The organism is Janthinobacterium sp. SUN118, assembly GCF_030397695.1.
Classification (GTDB): Bacteria; Pseudomonadota; Gammaproteobacteria; order Burkholderiales; family Burkholderiaceae_D; genus Janthinobacterium.
In genome coordinates, this window is sequence record NZ_JAPUBV010000001.1 from 534,875 (window position 1) to 553,342 (window position 18,468).

Annotated in this window: 18 protein-coding genes; 9 read left to right on the forward strand and 9 right to left on the reverse strand. The window is 64.0% G+C overall.

The genetic code is table 11. The features are described from left to right. The first annotated feature begins 1 nt into the window (after window position 1). The 6 genes from O0880_RS02450 (at window position 2) to O0880_RS02475 (ending at window position 6,860) form a co-directional block, all read left to right on the forward strand. Window positions 2-2,089 carry an RNB domain-containing ribonuclease gene (locus tag O0880_RS02450; protein ID WP_289884848.1) on the forward strand — a complete coding sequence of 696 codons (2,088 nt, stop codon included), beginning with the start codon at window positions 2-4 and terminating at the stop codon, window positions 2,087-2,089. A 137-nt stretch (window positions 2,090-2,226) separates the two neighbouring features. Beyond that, a complete protein-coding gene (locus O0880_RS02455) occupies window positions 2,227-3,084 on the forward strand; it encodes an energy transducer TonB (protein WP_071322031.1) in 858 nt (285 codons plus the stop codon). 11 nt (window positions 3,085-3,095) lie between these two features. Beyond that, window positions 3,096-3,923 carry a shikimate dehydrogenase gene (gene aroE / locus O0880_RS02460; RefSeq protein WP_289884850.1) on the forward strand — a complete coding sequence of 276 codons (828 nt, stop codon included), beginning with the start codon at window positions 3,096-3,098 and terminating at the stop codon, window positions 3,921-3,923. Between the two features lie 53 nt (window positions 3,924-3,976). Then, the gene (gene mtgA, locus O0880_RS02465; protein WP_198043941.1) at window positions 3,977-4,651 is read left to right on the forward strand and encodes a monofunctional biosynthetic peptidoglycan transglycosylase; all 675 of its coding nucleotides are present in this window, start codon (window positions 3,977-3,979) and stop codon (window positions 4,649-4,651) included. Between the two features lie 216 nt (window positions 4,652-4,867). Further along, complete coding sequence (gene corA / locus O0880_RS02470; RefSeq protein ID WP_034746658.1) at window positions 4,868-5,833, forward strand: magnesium/cobalt transporter CorA; 966 nt, start codon at window positions 4,868-4,870, stop codon at window positions 5,831-5,833. 298 nt (window positions 5,834-6,131) lie between these two features. Beyond that, on the forward strand, window positions 6,132-6,860 hold the full coding sequence (locus O0880_RS02475) for an HAD-IA family hydrolase (RefSeq protein WP_289884852.1): 729 nt from the start codon (window positions 6,132-6,134) through the stop codon (window positions 6,858-6,860). 11 nt (window positions 6,861-6,871) lie between these two features. On the opposite strand, the gene O0880_RS02480 is transcribed toward O0880_RS02475, so the two are convergent. The 9 genes from O0880_RS02480 to O0880_RS02520 all read right to left on the reverse strand — a co-directional run bounded on the left by O0880_RS02480 (window position 6,872) and on the right by O0880_RS02520 (window position 17,309). Then, complete coding sequence (locus O0880_RS02480; RefSeq protein WP_289884854.1) at window positions 6,872-7,603, reverse strand: SDR family oxidoreductase; 732 nt, start codon at window positions 7,601-7,603, stop codon at window positions 6,872-6,874. Between the two features lie 8 nt (window positions 7,604-7,611). Continuing rightward, entirely contained in the window at window positions 7,612-9,156 is a 1,545-nt protein-coding gene (locus tag O0880_RS02485) for an FGGY-family carbohydrate kinase (RefSeq protein WP_289884855.1), read from the reverse strand. A gap of 14 nt (window positions 9,157-9,170) precedes the next feature. Continuing rightward, window positions 9,171-10,265, reverse strand: coding sequence for an alcohol dehydrogenase catalytic domain-containing protein (locus tag O0880_RS02490; protein WP_289884857.1), 1,095 nt, complete (start codon window positions 10,263-10,265; stop codon window positions 9,171-9,173). 37 nt (window positions 10,266-10,302) lie between these two features. Then, window positions 10,303-11,313 carry a ribose ABC transporter permease gene (locus O0880_RS02495; RefSeq protein WP_198043862.1) on the reverse strand — a complete coding sequence of 337 codons (1,011 nt, stop codon included), beginning with the start codon at window positions 11,311-11,313 and terminating at the stop codon, window positions 10,303-10,305. Beyond that, window positions 11,291-12,787 (reverse strand): sugar ABC transporter ATP-binding protein, encoded by a 1,497-nt coding sequence (locus O0880_RS02500; RefSeq protein WP_289884859.1) that lies wholly within the window; start codon window positions 12,785-12,787, stop codon window positions 11,291-11,293. The genes O0880_RS02495 and O0880_RS02500 overlap by 23 nt, the downstream gene beginning before the upstream one ends. 72 nt (window positions 12,788-12,859) lie before the next feature. Further along, complete coding sequence (locus O0880_RS02505) at window positions 12,860-13,777, reverse strand: ABC transporter substrate-binding protein (protein ID WP_083412093.1); 918 nt, start codon at window positions 13,775-13,777, stop codon at window positions 12,860-12,862. Between the two features lie 80 nt (window positions 13,778-13,857). After that, window positions 13,858-14,736, reverse strand: a complete 879-nt coding sequence (locus O0880_RS02510) for an AraC family transcriptional regulator (protein ID WP_289884861.1) — start codon at window positions 14,734-14,736, stop codon at window positions 13,858-13,860. 365 nt (window positions 14,737-15,101) lie between these two features. Further along, window positions 15,102-16,391: a glutamate-1-semialdehyde 2,1-aminomutase gene (hemL, locus tag O0880_RS02515; RefSeq protein ID WP_289884863.1), complete on the reverse strand. Its 1,290-nt coding sequence runs from the start codon at window positions 16,389-16,391 to the stop codon at window positions 15,102-15,104. 60 nt (window positions 16,392-16,451) lie between these two features. Continuing rightward, complete coding sequence (locus O0880_RS02520) at window positions 16,452-17,309, reverse strand: hydroxymethylpyrimidine/phosphomethylpyrimidine kinase (RefSeq protein ID WP_289884865.1); 858 nt, start codon at window positions 17,307-17,309, stop codon at window positions 16,452-16,454. Window positions 17,310-17,405: 96 nt separating this feature from the next. Between O0880_RS02520 and O0880_RS02525 the strand changes: the two genes are divergently transcribed. The 3 genes from O0880_RS02525 (at window position 17,406) to O0880_RS02535 (ending at window position 18,467) form a co-directional block, all read left to right on the forward strand. Further along, window positions 17,406-17,558 carry a rubredoxin gene (locus O0880_RS02525; RefSeq protein WP_038488910.1) on the forward strand — a complete coding sequence of 51 codons (153 nt, stop codon included), beginning with the start codon at window positions 17,406-17,408 and terminating at the stop codon, window positions 17,556-17,558. 85 nt (window positions 17,559-17,643) lie between these two features. Further along, entirely contained in the window at window positions 17,644-18,063 is a 420-nt protein-coding gene (locus O0880_RS02530) for a response regulator (RefSeq protein ID WP_289884867.1), read from the forward strand. 38 nt (window positions 18,064-18,101) lie between these two features. Then, window positions 18,102-18,467 (forward strand): response regulator, encoded by a 366-nt coding sequence (locus O0880_RS02535; RefSeq protein WP_071322043.1) that lies wholly within the window; start codon window positions 18,102-18,104, stop codon window positions 18,465-18,467. The last annotated feature ends 1 nt before the right edge of the window (window position 18,468 follow it).

Consider the following 18,468-nt stretch of genomic DNA (forward strand, 5'->3'; position numbering starts at 1 on the left):
AATGAATCTATTTTTTGAAGAATCCGGCGATTTCAAGGTCGGCACGGTCCTGTCGCAAGCGGGCGAGGCGTACCAGGTTGAAATGGCCAGCGGCAAGCGCAGCAAGGTCAAGATCAAGGATGTGCTGCTGCAGTATGAGAAGCCGGCCCCGGCCGAGCTGCTGGAGCAAGCCAAGGCTGTTGCCGCCGAGATCGACCTCGATTTCCTGTGGGAAGTGGCGGGCGAAGATGAATTCGGCTTTGCCGAGCTGGGCGCCGAGTATTTCGGCCATGTCCCCTTGCCGCCGGAAGCGGCCGGCCTGATCCTGGCCCTGCATTCGGCGCCCGTGTATTTCTACAAGAAGGGCCGCGGCCGCTACAAGGCGGCGCCGGAAGCATCGCTGAAGGCGGCCCTGGCCGGCATCGAAAAGAAAAAACAGCAGGCGCTGGTGCAAGCCGCGTACGTGGAAGAGCTGAAACAGAACCGCTTGCCCGCCTCCATGCAGCCGATGGTGCTGCAGCTGCTGTTCAAGCCGGACAAGAACACCATCGAATACAAGGCGCTGGAAGCGGCATGCACGGAATTGCACACGACGCCGCCGCGCCTGATGCTGGCCGCCGGTGGTATTGCTTCGCCAAAAGACTTGCACCTGTCGAAATTCCTCTTCGAGAATTTCCCCAAGGGCGCCGGTTTCCCCAGCGTGCCCGTGCCCTCCGTGACGGCCAAGCTGCCGCTGGCGGACGTGGCCGCGTTCTCGATCGACGACGTGACCACCACCGAGATCGACGATGCCTTCTCCGTGCAGCCGTTGCCGGACGGCACGGTGAAAGTGGGCATCCACATCGCCGCGCCGGGCCTGGGCATCCGCCCGGAAGACGTGATCGACAAGATGGCGCGCCAGCGCATGTCGACCGTTTATATGCCGGGTGACAAGATCACCATGCTGCCCGATGAAATCGTCAACGCCTTCACCCTGGCCGAAGGCACGACGTGCCCGGCCCTGTCGCTGTATGCCACGCTCGACCCGAAAGCCGACTGGGCCGTCGTCAGCACGCAGACGCGGGCCGAACTGGTGCCGATTGCCAGCAACCTGCGCCACAACCAGCTAGACGACCTGGTCAATGAGGAAACCTTGGCCAGCGGCGAGGGCGAGTACCCGCACAAGGCCGATTTCGCCGTGCTATGGCAATGGGCGCAGCAGCTGGAACAGGGCCGCATGAAGAAGCGCGAAGCGTTTGGCCTGAAGCCGGAACAGAACAACCGCGTCGATTTCAACTTCTACGTGGAAAACGACATCGTCACCGTGGCGCGCCGCAAGCGTGGCGCGCCGCTGGACAAGATCGTCGCCGAATTGATGATTTTTGCCAACAGTACCTGGGGCAAGATGCTGCACGACCATGGCGTGCCCGGCATCTACCGCAGCCAGGGCGGCGGCAGCGGCAATAGCTGGGCGGCAAAGATGCAGGTGCGCATGGTCACCCATGCGGCGCCGCACCAGGGCCTGGGCGTGGATCAATACGCTTGGAGCACGTCGCCCTTGCGCCGCTATACGGACCTGGTGAACCAGTGGCAAATCATCGCCTGCGCCGAGCACGGCGTGACGGCGCCCCTGGTGGCGCCATTCAAGCCGCGCGACGCCAACCTGTTCGCCATTGTCTCGGCGTTTGATGCGGCGTATGCCGCGTATGGCGACTTCCAGTCGAACATGGAACGCTACTGGTGCTTGCGCTGGTTGCACCAGGAAAACGCGCGCCAGGTCGATGCCGTCGTGCTGAAAGATGAAATCCTGCGCCTGGTCGACATTCCGCTGGTCATCAAGCTGCCGGGCATGCCATCGGTGGCGCGCGGCGCGCAAGTGAAACTGGACTTGCTGCGCTGGGATGAGGTCGACCTGAGCATCGAGGCGCGCCTGCTGGAAATCGCCGCCGTGCCGGATGCGGCGGCCGACGCCGAGCTCGATTACGAGGAAGACGCGGGCGACGACGTGGCCGACGATGGTGTGGCAGCAGCGGAAACATCGCCGGAAGCGGCGAACCAGGTCAGCGACGCCGACGCGGAAGTGGCGGAACTGGCCAGCGAAGACGTGGTCAGCGAGCCGGAGGTCAAGTAAGGCGTCGCTCCAGTCACAGGGCGGTGCTGAAAACTGTTACCAGCACCGCCCTTTGACGTAGAATTCAGCCATCTTGTATCTTGTGCTTGTTGCGAACTGGGTTGCGCGTGAAGTCTTTCCGAGAGTATCGTTTCCTGATGGTGGCCGTGGCGGTATCGCTGCTGGCGCACGGCGCCTTGCTGGCGATGCATTTTGTCGCCCCGGCGCCGCAGCGGGCCGTCGCCACCGACCCCGGCCTGGAAGTGATCCTCGTCAATGCCAAGCATGCCAACAAGCCGCTGAAGGCCGATGCCCTGGCGCAAGCGAATCTCGATGGCGGTGGCCAGGCCGACAAGGGCCGCGCCAAGTCGCCGCTGCCCGACCTGCGCAAGGTGGAAGAGGGCGAGAGCGTCAAGGCCAGCGCCCGGCGCATTGCCGAACTGGAACAGAAACAGCAGGAACTGCTGACGCAGGCGGCCAAGCCCACGCCCTACAGCGCCGCGCCCGTCACGGAAAAGGACAAGCCCAATCCGCTGGCGTCCGGGTCGGACCTGATGGAAAGCAGCAAGGCCATCGCCCGCATGGCGGCCGAGATCAGCCAGACCGTGGAAGACCAGAACAAGCGTCCGCGCAAGACCTTCATCACGCCCAGCACGCAGGAGGTCGGCTATGCCATGTATTACAAGACCCTGCAAAAGCGCATCGAGGAAATCGGCACCCTGAATTTCCCGCAAAACAATGGCCGCAAGATGTATGGCGAACTGGTCGTGTACATTCCCATCTTCCAGGACGGTACGATTTACCAGAAGGAGGGCGGCGCTCGCGTCGAACGCAGCTCGGGCAATCCCGCGCTGGACGCGGCCGCCCTGGCCATCGTGCGCCGCGCGGCGCCCTTCGGTCGTTTCCCACCGAATATGTTGTCCAGTGACAAGGATGACCTGTGGGTCGTGATTACCCGCTTCAAATTTACCCGCGAAGAAAAAATGGAAGCCAACCTGACTGGCGGCAGCAATTGAACAAGCACAAGATGAATCCAGATCAATATTGCGTTTTCGGCAACCCGATCGCCCACAGCAAGTCCCCCCTGATCCACGCCGCCTTTGCCCTGCAGACGGGCGAGGCCATCGCCTATGAGCGCCGGCTGGCGCCGCTGGACGGCTTTGCGCTGGCGGCGCGCACGTTTGCCGCCGAGGGCGGCAAGGGCGCGAACGTGACGGTGCCGTTCAAGCTCGACGCCTGCGCGCTGGCCACGGAACTGACGCCGCGCGCGCGCGCGGCGGGCGCCGTGAATACCCTGCGTTTCGATGGCGACAGCATTCTTGGCGACAATACCGATGGCGCCGGCCTGGTGGCCGATATCGTGCGCAATGCCGGCGTGGCCATTGCCGGCAAGCGCGTCTTGCTGCTCGGTGCCGGCGGGGCCGCGCGCGGCGTGTTGCTGCCCCTGCTGGAATGGCAACCGCAGGAAATTGTCATTGCCAACCGCACCGTGGCCACGGCCCAGGCCCTGGTGGCGCAGTTTGCCGATGCGCTGAGCCACCCCGGCCAATTGCATGCCGGCGGGTTCGAGCAGCCCCGGGGCGTCTTCGATATCGTCATCAATGCCACCTCGGCCAGCCTGGCGGGCGACTTGCCGCCCGTGCCTGCCGGCATCTTCGGCAACCATACCCTGGTGCTGGACATGATGTATGGTGCCCAGCCCACCGTCTTCATGGACTTTGCCGCCCGGCATGGCGCGCAGGTGCGCGATGGCCTGGGCATGCTGGTGGAGCAGGCGGCCGAAGCGTTTTACGTGTGGCGCGGCGTGCGGCCGCAGACGCAGGACTTGCTGGCGCAATTGCGCAGCGCCCTGTGAGCGGCGGCAAGAAGGGCGGCCGTAACGGCGCCGGCGGCCGCCGCTACGGCTGGATCAAGTGGCTGTTCATCGTGCCCATCCTGGCGTTTATCGTCGTGCAATTGTATTTTTTCCTGCAAATCTGGTGGTGGATCGACCATAACCCCAGCAGCACGGCCTTCATGCGCGAGCAGTTATCTGTTTTACAGGAAAAAAATCCGAATGCCGCCATCAAGCAGACGTGGGTGCCGTACAACCGCATTTCGACCAATCTGAAGCGGGCCATCATCGCCTCGGAAGACGCGAATTTCTCCGAGCACGAAGGCGTGGACTGGGAAGCCTTGCAAAAGGCCTATGAAAAGAATAACAAGAAGCAGAAAGTCGTCGCTGGCGGTTCCACCATTACGCAGCAGCTGGCGAAGAATCTGTTCCTGTCCGGTTCGCGCAGCTATGTGCGCAAGGGCCAGGAGCTGATCATTACCTACATGCTGGAAAGCCTGATGGACAAGCAGCGCATTTTCGAGATTTACCTGAATGTGGTGGAGTTTGGCACCGGCATCTTCGGCGCCGAAGCGGCGGCGCGCCATTATTATCACGTCAGCGCGGCCAGCCTGAGCGCGGCGCAGGCGGCGAAACTGGCCGTGATGCTGCCGAATCCCCGCTTCTATGACCGCCACCGCGACACGGGCTACCTGAACCGGCGCACCGGCGTGATCCTGCGCCGCATGGGCGCGGCGGCCTTGCCTTGATCTAAGTCATTCCACATTATCAAACATGCCTGAATTGAATGATTGCGTTCAGGCATCTTGAAATGCCCCCGATGTGCAGCGCCGCACATTTTTCCGCGAAAAAGCGCCACGCAGGGGTGGTCGTGAAAAGGCCTTTGCGGGTACACTTGCGCTGTTTTCATTTTTGGCGCCAGCGCCAGCACATCACGATAACCCAACATCCGGCTGAGAGCGCGCATGATCAATGTCTTTGTATTACAGAATGGCCGGCTCAACCAGGTGCCGATCGACAGCCGCGCAGACCTCGAAAATGCCGAACCGGTCTGGGTCGACCTGACCGACCCCACCGATGACGAACGGGCCTGGGTCAAGGCCATTTACAACGTCACCCTGCCGGGCGAAGACGAAGTCAAGGATATTGAAGCGTCGGCCCGCTACTACGAAGCGGAAAACGGCGACCTGCATCTGCGCACGGACTTTTTGCGTGAAGAGGACGACGGCCCGTCGCGCGTCATCACGGTCGCGTTCATTCTTGCCCGCAAGATCCTGTTTTCCATGCATACGGACGACCTGCCCGTGTTCCGCCTGGTGCGCATGCGCGCCCGCTCGCGGCCAGGCTCGATCGCCGACTACATGGACGTGCTGCTCGACCTGTACGCCACCGACGCCGAATATTCGGCCGACGTGCTCGAAGGCATCTACCAGAACCTGGAAGAAGTCAGCACGCGCGTGCTGCAAAAGGAATTTACCGATGCGCACGCGGCCGAAGCGCTGAATGCGATTGCTCACGAGGAAGATTTGAATGGCCGCATCCGCCGCAACATGATGGATACGCGCCGCGCCGTGAGCTTTCTGATGCGCGGCCGCTTGCTCAATTCCGAGCAGTTCGAGGAAGCGCGCCAGATCTTGCGCGATATCGAATCGCTCGATGGCCACACGTCTTTCTTGTTTGATAAGATTAACTTCCTGATGGACGCCACCGTCGGCTTCATCAATATCAACCAGAACAAGATCATCAAGATCTTCTCGGTGGCCAGCGTGGCCTTCCTGCCGCCGACCCTGATCGCCAGCGTGTACGGCATGAACTTCAAGCTGATGCCGGAGCTGGAATGGTCGTTCGGTTATCCCTGGGCCTGGGGCCTGATGATCACCAGCGCCATCGCGCCCTTCCTGTACTTCCGCCACCGCGGCTGGCTGAAATAAGCCACCAGCGCCGGGACGCTCCTGCGCCCGGCGCCGTCACCGGGCCCGCCCCAATTTCAAGGCGAACGCAGCAAATTCAAAAATCAGCGATAATCACTGGTATTGCGTGGTATTGAATTGGTATTTGCCGTTGCCGCCATCATTCCTGTCCGCGCGCGGTGCTTGCTGAAAAAAAGTATCGCTATCTGTCCGCTTTTGGCGTGGCTGCGCCCGCCTGCTCCACCGTATGATTGCTGCGGCATCCGCCTTGCCGGCTGGCCGCCGCATTTCCCGTCACCGTCGTTCTTTTGGAGAATCCATGCCTGATACCGCTACCGCCCAAGCGCGCTTTACCCACCTGATCAGCGACTGCGATGGCGTGCTGATCGACAGCGAAGCCGTGGCCCTGCAAGCACTGCTGGAATTGCTGGCGCCGCGCCTGCCGAACCTGCCCGCCGGCGTTACCCTGCAAGGCTTGATCGAGCCGCGCCTGGGCCAGCGCCTGGTGCCGCTGATGCAGGACATCTACCGGGAACTGGGCTTGCCGCAATTGCCCGCCGACGACATCATGTCCATCGGCAACGCCGTCGATGCGGCGTGCGATGCGCAATTGCGCGCCGTACCCGGCGTGGCGCAGGCATTGGCCGCCATTCCCCTGCCCAAGGCCGTGGCGTCGAACAGCGTCAGCGCGCGCGTGCTGTCGGCGCTCGAGCGCACGGGCATGGCGCCGCTGTTCGAGCGCCGCGTCTTCACGCCGGACCTGGTGGGTCACGCCAAGCCGCATCCGGGCGTCTACCTGGCGGCAGCGGCCGCCTTCGGCGTGCCGCCGGCCCGGTGCCTGGTGCTGGAAGACAGCGTCACGGGCGTGACGGCGGCCGTAGCGGCGGGCATGACGGTGCTGGGTTTCATCGGCGGCGGGCATATCGCTCCCGGCCAGGAAGCGCGCCTGAAGGCGGCCGGCGCGCATGTCGTGTTCAGCGACATGGCCAGCCTGCCGGCGCTGGTGGCGGACTTGCTGCCGACGGCCGCCGAGCAGCAAGTGGCTTAATTGCACGTGATTTAGCGGCAGGTATAGCCGCCATCGACGGGCAGGCTGACGCCGCTGATCATGGCGGCGGCGTCGCTGAGCAGGAACAGGATGGGCTTGGCCACCTCTTCCGGGGTGGCGAAGCGGCGCAGCGGGATGGCGGCCAGCATGGGGCCGCTTTTTGCCGGGTCGCTCCAGTCCCGTTCGGCCATCGGCGTCAGGGTCACGGTGGGGTTGACGCTGTTGACGCGGATGCCGTGCGGACCCAGTTCCAGGCACAGGCTGCGCGTGATCGCATCCATGGCCGCCTTCGAGGCGCAGTACGCCAGGTGATGCTCGAGCGCCACCAGGGCCGCCTGGCTCGACACATTCACGATGCTGCCCTGGTGCCCTTCGCGCAGCATGCCTTGCGCCACATGACGCGCCATCATGGCCGCGCTGCGCGCATTGACTGCCATCACGCGGTCAAAGCTGGCCGCATCCGTTTCCAGGCAGGGCCGCAGCTGCGAAATGCCGGAGCAATTGACGAGGCCATCGACGTTGCGCAGCGGCACCAGCGCGGCCTGCATGGCGTCGCTGTCGCTGATGTCGAGCTGCAGCGGCTCGCAACCGGTGTCGTCGGCCAAGGCGGCCAGCCGGTCGGCGTTTTGCCCGATGGCAATTACCCGCGCGCCGGCGGCGCTGAGCATGCGCGCCGTGACGAGGCCGATGCCGCTGGACGCGCCCGTGACGATGAATTTCTTGTGGCGGAAATCGAATAGCATGCTGGTCCTCAGGTGGTGTGATGGATGCGGTGCATCAGGGGCCGCAATGCGGGATAGGCATCGCGGTAGTGCTCGAATGTGCGGCGGTAGACTGCGCTGGCGTCCGGCTGCGGCGTGCTGCGCGGCACCAGGCTGACCCAGCCCCGCTGCGCCGTTGCCTTGTCGATCAGGCCCGTGCCCAGCGCCGCCAGCAGTGCCGCACCCAGTGCCGCCTCGACGTTTTCCGCGATGGTGTAGACGGGATAGCCGGTGATGTCGGCAATGATCTGCATCCACAGGGGCGAGTGCGCGGCGCCGCCGACGACGATCAGCTTGTCGTCGAGCGCGACCGTGCCAATGCCCCTGGCGCCGGCCTCGATATTGTGTTTCAGCGCAAAACTCACGCCTTCGAGCACGGCGCGGTACAAGTGGGCGCGGCTGTGGTACAGGCTCAGCCCCAGGAAGGCGCCGCTGGCCCTGGCATCCCAGATGGGACTGCGTTCGCCCATCAGGTAGGGCAGGAACAGCACGCCGTCCGCGCCGGGCGGGATTTGTTGTGCCTGTTCTTCCATCCGCTGGTGCGCATCGGCATGGCCCAGCAGCCTGGCCGCTTCCACGTCGGCCTGGCAAAATTCGTCGCGGAACCAGCTGACGGAAGCTCCGGCCGTGATGGCGCCGCCAAACACATACAGGTCGGACTGGCTGTTGAACACGTGCGGCATGCTGATCAGGCCATGGCGCGCATCGACTTGCTGGTGGATATAGCCCCAGCACATGCTGGTGCCTATCATCGCCACATGCTGGCCCGCGCGGCTGACGCCGGCGGCGAAGGTGGCCACGGCCGCATCGACGCCGCCCGCGATGACGGGGGTGCCGGCCAGCAAGCCCAGCTGCTGCGCCGCCAGCGGCAGCAGCGCGCCCACCACCTCGGACGAGTCGACCAGGCGTTCCGGCATCATGCGCGCGGGGATGTCCAGCGCCTCGAGCATGGGGGCCGACCAGCCGCGCGCGGCCAGGTCGTACACGCCGCCGATATTGCCGGCCGAACTATGGTCGACCGCCACTTCGCCCGTCAGCAGATAGTTGACGTAGCTGTTCGGCGGCAGGAAGTAGCGCGTGCGGGCCCATACATCGGGGCGGTGGCGCTGCAGCCACAGCATCTTGGTATAGCCGTAATAGCTGTCGACGCCATTGCCGGTGATCGCTTGCAGGCGCTCCAGGTCGACGTGCTGCCTGACCCATTCCACCTCGTCGGTGGCGCGCCGGTCCATCCAGATCAGGCAGGGGTGCAGCGCTTGCATGGCGGCATCGACGGGGATGCCGGAACCGCCATACAGGCTGCTGACGCAGATGGCCTTGACGCTGTGCGCCGGCACGCCGCTGGCGTGCAGCACCTGCCGCACGCACGCCACCACGGCGTCGTACCACACGGCCGGCCATTGTTCGGCCCACAGGGGGCGCGGCGTGTCGACCTGGTAGCCGTGCGCATGCTGCGCCACGAGGGTGCCGCCGCTGGTGACCAGCAGGGCCTTGGTGCTTTGCGTGCCGATATCGACACCGATGACGTAATCCATGCCTGCTTCCCCGTTCAGCCCTGCGCTGCCGGCTTGAGCAGCACCTTGATGGAATCGAGCGAGTTGGCCAGGGCGAACGCCTGCTCCCAGTCTTCCAGCGGGAAGTCGTGCGTGACGATGCCTTTCGAGGTGACGAGGCCCCGCTCCAGCAGATCGATGGCGACCGGGTAGCAATACGGTCCCAGGTGGGCGCCGCGCACGTCGAGTTCCTTGCGGTCGCCGATGATGGACCAGTCGGCGCTGGTTTCCTTGCCGAATACGCTGAACTCGACGAAGCGGCCCAGCTTGCGGATCAGGTTCAAGCCCTGCGTCACGCCGGCCGGCACGCCCGTCGTCTCGATATACACGTCGCAGCCATAGCCGTCCGTCAAGCCATGGATGATGGCCAGCGCATCGTCCTGGGCGGGATTGATGGTGACGTGGGCGCCATATTCGCGCGCCAGCGCCAGGCGTGCCGGCACCATGTCGATCACCACCAGTTTTTTCGGCGTCTTCAGGGCGGCGATCTGCGTCATCATCAGGCCCAGCGGCCCGGCGCCGGCGATCACCACCACGTCGTCGAGCTGCACCTCGGCGCGGTTGACCGTGTGGATGGCGCACGCCATCGGCTCGATGATGGCGGCGTCTTCCAGCGAAATGCTGTCCGGAATCTTGTGCACGAGGGCCGTGGGCGGGATGCGCATGTATTCAGCCATGCCGCCATCGGCCACTTCGCGCTGGAAGCCGAAGATGTTATGCACTTCGCACATCCAGTATTTGCCCGATTTGCAAAAGCGGCACTTGCCGCAAGGCACGATCTGCTCCGCGATGATGCGGTCGCCGACCTTCACGCCGAAGTGTTCCTCGCCGTGCTCCCCCGCCTCGACCACGTAGCCGAAGAATTCATGGCCGGGCACCACCGGCGGCTTGACCCACGATGGCTGGCCGTCGCCGCCCCAGAACATGGCGGCGCCCGAATGGCATTTGCAGTCGCTGGCGCAGATGCCGCAGGCGGCGATGCGGATCAGCAACTCGTTCAGGCGCGGCGCGGGACGCGCGATTTTTTGCAGGCGGTAATCTTTCGGACCGTGGCAAACGACGGCTTGCATGTCGACTTCGGTGTACTTCATGGGAGGCTCCAGGTGGTAAAGGTGGGTCAAGCGGTGCTCAGGCGCGCTTGCTGCTGTTGCGGCTGATGTAAATGGCGAGCAGGATGATCACGCCCTTGATGATGTTTTGCAGGTAAGGCGAGACGCCCATCATGTTCAGGCCGTTATTCAGCACGCCAAGCATGATGGCGCCGATCAGGGTGCCGACGATGGAACCGCGTCCGCCCGTGATGGCCGTGCCGCCCATGACGACGGCGGCGATCGCGTCCAGCTCGAAGCCGATGCCGGCGTTCGGCTGGCCGCTCATCAGGCGGGACGTCAGCACCAGGCCGGCGATGGCGGCCGTGCCGCCGCTGATGGCATACACGAGCAGCTTGTAGCGCGCCACGCGCACGCCGCTCAGGCGCGTCGCTTCCTCGTTGCCGCCGATGGCGTAGATATAGCGTCCCAGCGGCGTATGGTCGAGCAGCACATAGGCGACGAGGAAGACCAGCAGCATGGCCAGGATCGGCGTCTGCACGCCCAGCACGTTGCCGCGGCCAAAGAATTCGAACCAGTCCGGCAAGTCGTTGATCGGATAGCCGCCCGTGTACAGCAGGGCCAGTCCGCGCGCGATGCCCATGGTGGCCAGGGTGACGATAATCGGCGGCATCTTGGCATAGGCGACAAAGAAGCCATTGCCCACGCCAAAGGCGATGCCCACGGCCAGGCCGGCGGCAATGGCCAGCCCGGGCGGCAGGCCGGCCACCATCAGGCCCGCCGTCAGGGTGCCTGTCAGTGCCATCACGGAGCCGACGGACAGGTCGATGCCGCCGCTGAGGATGGCGCAGCTCATGCCGACGGCGATGATGGCGTTGATCGACACTTGCCGCGCAATATTGACCAGGTTATCGCTGGAGAAGAAATGGTCGGTGGTGGCCGCCATCGCCGCCGACACCAGCAGCAGGCCGACCAGCGGCAGGAAGGCCGGCGATTGCCTCAGCCGTGCCCACAGGGCGCGCGCCGACAGGGAGGATGCGGCGCCGCGGCGCTGCGCGGCGAGGGGTTCAGTGTTGACCGGCTGTTGCATGGCGCATTACCTCGCTAGAATGAATGGACGCGCCTTCCAGCAGGGCCACGATGGCGCCCTGGCGGAAGACGGCGACCCTGTCGCACATGCCGGTGATTTCCGGCAGTTCCGACGAAATCAGGATGATGGAATAGCCATCGCTGGTCAGTGCACGCATCAGGCGGTAGATTTCCGCCTTGGCGCCGACGTCGATGCCGCGCGTGGGCTCGTCGAAGATGAGGATCTTGCAGTGATGGTTGAGCCAGCGGGCGATCACCACTTTTTGCTGGTTGCCGCCGCTCAGGGTGCCCACGCGCGTGCCGGGACCGGGCGCCTTGACGCCCACCTTGGCCATCATCGACCGCGTGCTGGCCAGCTCGGCTCGGCGGCGTATCCATCCATATCGCGTGTATTTCCCCAGGTTATTGATGGACAGGTTGTCCGTGATGTCGAAATCGAGGATCAAGCCCTCGGTCTTGCGGCTTTCCGGCAACAGGCCTATGCCGTGGCGCAAGGCATCAGCCGGATCGCGCAGGCTGGCCGGCTTGCCGCCGATGCGGACATCCTTGTGCCAGGCCGGGTGGGCGCCCATCACGGCCAGCGCCAGTTCCGTGCGGCCCGAGCCGACCAGGCCCGCAAAGCCGAGGATTTCCCCCTGCTGCAGCTGGAAGCTGTTGACGGGGCCATCCTTGCGCAGGCGCACGTCCCTGGCGTCGAGCACGATGGCCGGCGCCACGGGGCGGACAGGCTTGGCGGGAAAGTTCGCTTCGAGCTTGCGTCCCACCATCATTTCCACCAACTGGTCGATACTGGTGGCGGCCACGTCCGTCATGCCCACGTACTGGCCATCGCGCAAGACGGTGATGCGGTCGCATACGTCGAAGATTTCTTCCATGTGATGCGAGATGAAGATCATCGCCACGCCTTGCTGCCGCAGTTCGCGCATGATGGCGAACAGGTGTTCGGCTTCGCTGGGCGTCAGGGTGGCGGTCGGCTCGTCGAGGATCAGGATGCGGGCATTGAGCGACAGGGCCTTGCCGATTTCCACGAATTGCTGTTGGGCAATGCTGAGCTGGCTGATCTCGGCCGACAGGTCGATCTCGATGTTCAGGCGCGCAAAGATGGCGGCCGCCTGTTGCCGCATGGCTTTTTTCGACAGCAGGCCCACGGCATTCGTCAGCTCGCGTCCGAGGAAGATGTTTTCCACCGCATTCAGGTAGGGAATCAGGGAAAATTCCTGGAAGATGATGGCGATGCCGGCGGCGATGGCGTCGTTGTAGCTGTGAAAATCGCAGGGCTGGCCATCGACGACGATGCTGCCCGCATCGGGCCGGTAGATGCCGCTGAGAATTTTCATCAAGGTGGACTTGCCGGCGCCATTTTCACCGAGCAAGGCGTGGATCTCGCCCTGGCGGATGCTCAGGTTAATGTCGTTCAAGGCCTTCACGCCGGGAAAACCCTTCGTGATGTTTTGTAGCTGCAAGATCGTATGCATGATGGGTCCGGAGGAACGGTGAGCCTCCCGCAGGCCCGCTGCGGGAGTGGACAGGCACGGTTGTGACTGCCGTTACCAGCTGAAGGATTTGGCGGCCGCCTTGTCCACCAGCTTGACTTCGACGGGAATCTGCGCCGGCACGTTGGCGCCCCATTTTTTGGCCATGGCGATGGCCAGCGCCAGGCGCACCTGGTCGCGCGGGTACTGGGCGGCCGTGGCGATGAACTTGGAATTGGGTTTCTGCATCGCCTTGATGGCTTCGGGCGCGCCGTCGACGCTGGTCAGTTTCACGTCCTTGCCGCTCGCTTCGATGGCCGACAGCGCACCCATGGCGCCGCCGTCGTTGACGCTGAAGATGCCTTTCAGCCTGGGCTGCGCCTGCAGGATGTTTTCCGTGACGGTCAAGGCCTGGTCGCGTTCCTGCTTGCCGTTCTGGCTGGTGACGATCTTGATGCCGGGAAAGGCCGCCAGCGCATCCTTGCAGCCGCGTACCCGTTCCAGGATGGGCACGACGGGAATGCCGTCGAGGATCGCCACGTCGCCCTTGCCGTCCAGGCTCTTGGCCAGGTAGGTGCAGGCCAGCTGGCCCGCATTGAAATTTTTCGAGCCGACGAAGGAATCGACGGGGCCGTTGGCATTCGCGTCGACGGCGACGACGATGACGCCGGCCGCCTTGGCCGACTTGACGGCCGACTGGATGCCCACCGAATCGGTCGGATTGAGCAGCAGGATATCGATCTTTTTCTGGATCATGTCTTCCACATCGCTCGTCTGTTTTGCCACGTCATGGCGCGCATCGGTGATCACCACCGTGGCGCCGATGCTGGCGGCCGCCTCTTCCAGCGCCTTTTTCATGGTGATGAAATACGGGTTGTTGAGTTCCTGGAAGGACATGCCGATCTTCAGCGGCGCGGCGCTGGCGCTCATGGACAGGCTGGCGGCACACAGGGCGGTCGTGGACAGGGCAAGCAATTTTCTTTTCAACATCATCGTCTCCTCGTTTTTGAGCATGGTTTTTTGATTGTCGTGGCAGCCTTGCCTTGCCTGCTGCCGGGGCATGAAGCGAAAGATCAGTTGCCGGGCGCCGCCGTCTTCAAGCCGTCGTAGCGGCGAAACTTGGACGGCGAGATCCCCTTGTGGGCGAGGAACTGGCGGTTGAAATTGGACAGGTTGTTGAAACCCACCTGGTAGCAGATATCCGTGATGCTCAAGGCGCTGTTGCTGAGCATTTCGCAGGACAGCTTGATGCGCAGCAAATTCACATATTGCACAAAGGAAATACCCGTGTGCTTGCTGAACGAGCGCGAGAAGGAGCTGACGTTTTGTCCGATCAGTTCGGCCAGCTCCGACTCGCGCAGGTCGGTCGACAGGTTCTTGCCGATGTAGGCCAGCGCCAGGTTGATTTTCGACGCCATGTAGCTGTGCGGATCGGGCAGGTAGCTGGGGCTGGACAGCGTGCGCCGTTCGCTGTCGTGCAGCAGCAGTTCCAGCAGCGACAGGAAGAGCATGACCCGGCGGCAGCCGCGCGCTTCCAGCAGCGCCTGCATCAGCGGGCGGGCGGCGGCGCCGGCTTCCGGCGTAAACAGCAGGCCGCTGCGCGATTCGGCCAGCAGGGTGGTGACTGGCTGCAATTCCGGGAAGGCGGCGATGGCCTTGGCGATGAATTCGGCCGTGAATTGCAGGATCAGGCAGCGCTGCGGCACGGGCTGGTTGTCGGGCAATTCGCTGACCCAGTTGTGCGGCAGGTTGGGGCCGGACATGACCAGGTTGCCCGGTTCAAAATCGCCGATGTAGTCGCCGACGAAGTACTTGCCGCTGGTGTCCGTGATCAGCTGGATTTCATATTCGGGGTGAAAGTGCCAGCGCACGGTGCGGTAGGGGTAGCCGTGCGACCAGGCTGTAAACGATTCATCGGCGGGCACGCAGACGACTTCGAGATCGGGATGCATGGCGGTCTCCGCGCGGTTCAGGCGAGGCGTGGAACGGCGCGGCGGAAACGTGGCGTGGCGGCGAGGCGGATGCGTGTCATGGCGTGTCTCCTGCTGGGTTACCGTGCGCTCCAGCCATGTTGCCGGCCGGGCGGGTTATTGGTTTGTGTCCCCATTCTATGCAGGCGAGCCGGGCAGGGCTACCGATTACATGTGATAAAACCGATACTTTTTTTGCATTTGCAGGGTCGGGGATGGCCCAGGGTCAAATTTTGTGCATTGCGTCAAATGCAATTGGGCAATAACGCGGTGGGGGGAGGCGGAAGCGCAGCGGCCAGGCGGGCCGCTGCGGGGTCAGGCAGAAGGGGGCAGCTGGATGCTGCAGCTTACGCCAGCTTGGCGAAGACCTTGCGCGCGGCGGCGATGGTGGCGTCGATGACGGCGTCATCGTGCTGCGCCGAGACGAAGCCCGCCTCGAAGGCGGCTGGCGCGAAGTACACGCCTTCGTCCAGCATGGCGTGGAAGAAGGCGTTGAACTTGCTGCGGTCGCCCGCCATCATTTCCGCATAGCTGGTCGGTGGGTTTTCGCTGAAATAAATGCCGAACATGCCGCCGATGTAGTCGGCGCAGAAGACCACGCCCGCTTCTTTCGCCGCGGCGGTCAGGCCTTCGGCCAGGCGCCGGGCCGTGGCGCCCAGCTGCTCGTAGAAGCCCGGCTGCTGGATCAGTTTCAGGGTTGCCATGCCGGCCGCCACGGCCACCGGGTTGCCCGACAGCGTGCCGGCCTGGTAGACGGCGCCCAGCGGCGCCATGTGGTGCATCAGCGCGGCGCTGCCGCCGAAGGCCGCCACCGGCATGCCGCCGCCGATCACCTTGCCCAGCGCCGTGAGGTCGGGCTTGATGCCGTACAGCGCCTGCGCGCCGCCCAGCGCCACGCGCAAGCCGCACATGACTTCATCGAAAATGAGCAGGGCGCCGTGCTGCGTGCACAGCTCGCGCATCGCCTGCAGGAATGCCGGCGTGGCTTTCACCAGGTTCATGTTGCCGGCCACGGGTTCGACGATCACGCAGGCGATGTCCGCGCCGAAGCTGTCGAAGGCGTCCTTCAGTTGCTCGACGTTGTTATAGTCGAGCACCAGCGTGTGCTTGACGAAGTCTTCCGGCACGCCGGCCGAGGTCGGGTTGCCGAAGGTGAGCAGGCCGCTGCCTGCCTTCACCAGCAGCGAATCGGCGTGGCCGTGGTAGCAGCCCTCGAACTTGACGATCTTGTCGCGTCCCGTGGCGCCGCGCGCCAGGCGCAGCGCGCTCATGGTCGCTTCCGTGCCCGACGATACCAGGCGCACCTGTTCGATCGACGGCACCAGGCGCGTGATTTCCTCGGCCATCAGCACTTCGCCTTCCGTCGGCGCGCCGAACGACAGGCCCAGCGCGGCCGCATCCTGCACCGCCTTTACCACTTGCGGGTGGGCGTGGCCGACGATGGCCGGGCCCCACGAGCCGATATAGTCGATATAGCGCTTGCCGTCGGCGTCCCAGAAGTACGGGCCTTCGGCGCGCGTGATGAAGCGCGGCGTGCCGCCCACCGAGCGGAAGGCGCGCACGGGCGAGTTGACGCCGCCTGGCGTGGTTTTTTGCGCGCGGGTAAACAGGATGTCGTTCTGGGAAGTCGTCGTCATGATAATCGTGCCTTGAAAGTGGATCGTTGTCTGTGTCGTCTGGTCTGCACCGGCCAGCGGCTATTGGGCGCCGCGCTGGCGCTGCTGCTGGAACAGCCGGTTCGGCACCAGCTTGCCCATGCCGTGGCGCTGTGCATGCGCCAGCGCGCCGGTGGTAAATTCCTGTGCCGCCACGACCGCTTGCGGCACGTCGTCCTCGTTTTCCGCCAGGGCCAGCAGGGCGGTGGCCGCCGCCGACAGGGTGCTGCCGGCGCCGTTGAAGATGCCGGGCAGGTGGCGCCATTCGTCATGGCGCACCACGCCATCCTCGCCGAACAGGGTATTGGCGCGCAGCTTGCCTTCGGCCGTGCCGGCCTTGCTGGCGTCGGCCGGCATGCCGGTGACGAGCACGTATTCGCAGCCCAGCGCCACCAGGTAGTCGACATCGTTCTGCAGGGTGTCGTCCGGGTCGGCGTCGCGCCAGGTCTCGGCCAGGCGTTCCAGCTCCACCGGCGAGAGCACCAGCAGGGTCGTTTGCGGGATCAGCAACTGGCGCACGGCGGTGAGGATGTCTTCGTCGTCCATGCCCTGTTCCGGCAGCGCCGAAATGAAGGGATCGAGCACCAGCGGCACGTTCGGATAGTCGGAAACGATTTCGGCGATGGCCGTGACGTTTTCCACGCTGCCCAGCGCGCCGATCTTGATGGCGGCGACGGACATGTCTTCCAGCAGCACGCGCGCCTGGTCGGAAACCCAGTCGGGATCGATCGCCTGCACGTCTTCCACGCGCGCCGTGTCGCTGATCAGCAGGCCCGTGGTGACGGACAGGCCGTGGCAGCCAAAGGCTGAAAACGTGGCCAGATCGGCCTGGATGCCGATCGCGCCGACGGGATCGGACACGCCGAAGCTTAATATGAGGGGAGAAGTTTGGTTTTGCACGGCGGGTAGATTAAGATACCTAATTCAGCATTTTACTTGATTGAAGGGTGGCAGAACGTGAGTAGCAACGAAACAACGCAGCAATTCCAAACGTGGATGTGTCTTATTTGCGGCTGGGTTTATGATGAAGCGGCCGGCCTGCCCGACGAAGACATCGCTCCGGGCACGCGTTGGGCCGATGTTCCGATGAACTGGACCTGCCCTGAATGCGGCGCGCGCAAGGATGATTTCGAGATGGTAGCCATTTAATCAATCCTGATCAATTGGCAATCTGCTGTCACGTGCCTGACGACTGCAGCCTATGCTATGGTATGAAAGATTGCCGAATAATCAAATGACGAGTCCGTTACTGCCCGAGGCATCGTCCGCTACGGCGTGCGCCGGCCCGACGATCCTGGTCATCGACGACAGCGCCACCATACGCTGCCTGGCCGAGAAAGTCCTGGGCGAGGCCGGCTACCGCGTGGTGGTGGCGGAAAACGGTTTCGCGGCGCTGGCCAAGATCGGCGACTGCCACCCGGCGCTGATCGTGTGCGACATCCTGATGCCGCGCCTCGATGGCTACCGCACGTGCGCGCTGATCAAGGCCAGCGCGGGTTTTTGCACGACGCCGGTGCTGATGCTGTCGTCGAAGGAAGGCTTGTTCGACCGCGCGCGCGGCGCCATGGCCGGCGCCAGCGCCTGCCTGGCCAAGCCGCTGACGCGCGAAGCGCTGCTGGCGGCCGTGCGGCTGCACCTGGCCAGCCGTTTTTAGTATGATGTACCCAACGCAGCAAGGAAGTAAACACACACATGGCCATACACACAATTCTGATCGTCGATGACTCGCCGACAGAGCGCTACTACCTGAGCGAGATGCTGGTGCGCGCTGGCTATGCCGTCATGACGGCGGAAGACGGCGCCGACGCGCTGGCGCAACTGAAGCAGGCCAGGCCCGACCTGATCCTGATGGATGTGGTGATGCCCGGGGCGAATGGCTTCCAGATCACGCGCGCCATCGCCCGCGATCCTGAACTGCAGGACGTGCCGGTGATTATCTGCTCCAGCAAGAGCCAGGAAACGGACCGCATCTGGGGCTTGCGCCAGGGCGCGCGCGATTACCTGGTCAAGCCCGTGGTCGAAGCCGACCTGCTGGCCAAGATCGCCGCGCTGGCCTAGG

Coding starts and splice junctions, on each gene's coding strand:
- O0880_RS02505 (WP_083412093.1), bottom strand. CDS start 13,777: ATGATGTTGAAAAGAAAATTGCTTGCCCTGTCCACGACCGCCCTGTGT.
- O0880_RS02480 (WP_289884854.1), bottom strand. CDS start 7,603: ATGCTATTCGATTTCCGCCACAAGAAATTCATCGTCACGGGCGCGTCC.
- O0880_RS02490 (WP_289884857.1), bottom strand. CDS start 10,265: ATGAAGTACACCGAAGTCGACATGCAAGCCGTCGTTTGCCACGGTCCG.
- O0880_RS02475 (WP_289884852.1), top strand. CDS start 6,132: ATGCCTGATACCGCTACCGCCCAAGCGCGCTTTACCCACCTGATCAGC.
- O0880_RS02535 (WP_071322043.1), top strand. CDS start 18,102: ATGGCCATACACACAATTCTGATCGTCGATGACTCGCCGACAGAGCGC.
- O0880_RS02500 (WP_289884859.1), bottom strand. CDS start 12,787: ATGCATACGATCTTGCAGCTACAAAACATCACGAAGGGTTTTCCCGGC.
- O0880_RS02530 (WP_289884867.1), top strand. CDS start 17,644: ATGACGAGTCCGTTACTGCCCGAGGCATCGTCCGCTACGGCGTGCGCC.
- O0880_RS02495 (WP_198043862.1), bottom strand. CDS start 11,313: ATGCAACAGCCGGTCAACACTGAACCCCTCGCCGCGCAGCGCCGCGGC.
- hemL (WP_289884863.1), bottom strand. CDS start 16,391: ATGACGACGACTTCCCAGAACGACATCCTGTTTACCCGCGCGCAAAAA.
- corA (WP_034746658.1), top strand. CDS start 4,868: ATGATCAATGTCTTTGTATTACAGAATGGCCGGCTCAACCAGGTGCCG.
- O0880_RS02450 (WP_289884848.1), top strand. CDS start 2: ATGAATCTATTTTTTGAAGAATCCGGCGATTTCAAGGTCGGCACGGTC.
- O0880_RS02455 (WP_071322031.1), top strand. CDS start 2,227: ATGGTGGCCGTGGCGGTATCGCTGCTGGCGCACGGCGCCTTGCTGGCG.
- aroE (WP_289884850.1), top strand. CDS start 3,096: ATGAATCCAGATCAATATTGCGTTTTCGGCAACCCGATCGCCCACAGC.
- O0880_RS02510 (WP_289884861.1), bottom strand. CDS start 14,736: ATGCATCCCGATCTCGAAGTCGTCTGCGTGCCCGCCGATGAATCGTTT.
- O0880_RS02525 (WP_038488910.1), top strand. CDS start 17,406: ATGTGTCTTATTTGCGGCTGGGTTTATGATGAAGCGGCCGGCCTGCCC.
- O0880_RS02485 (WP_289884855.1), bottom strand. CDS start 9,156: ATGGATTACGTCATCGGTGTCGATATCGGCACGCAAAGCACCAAGGCC.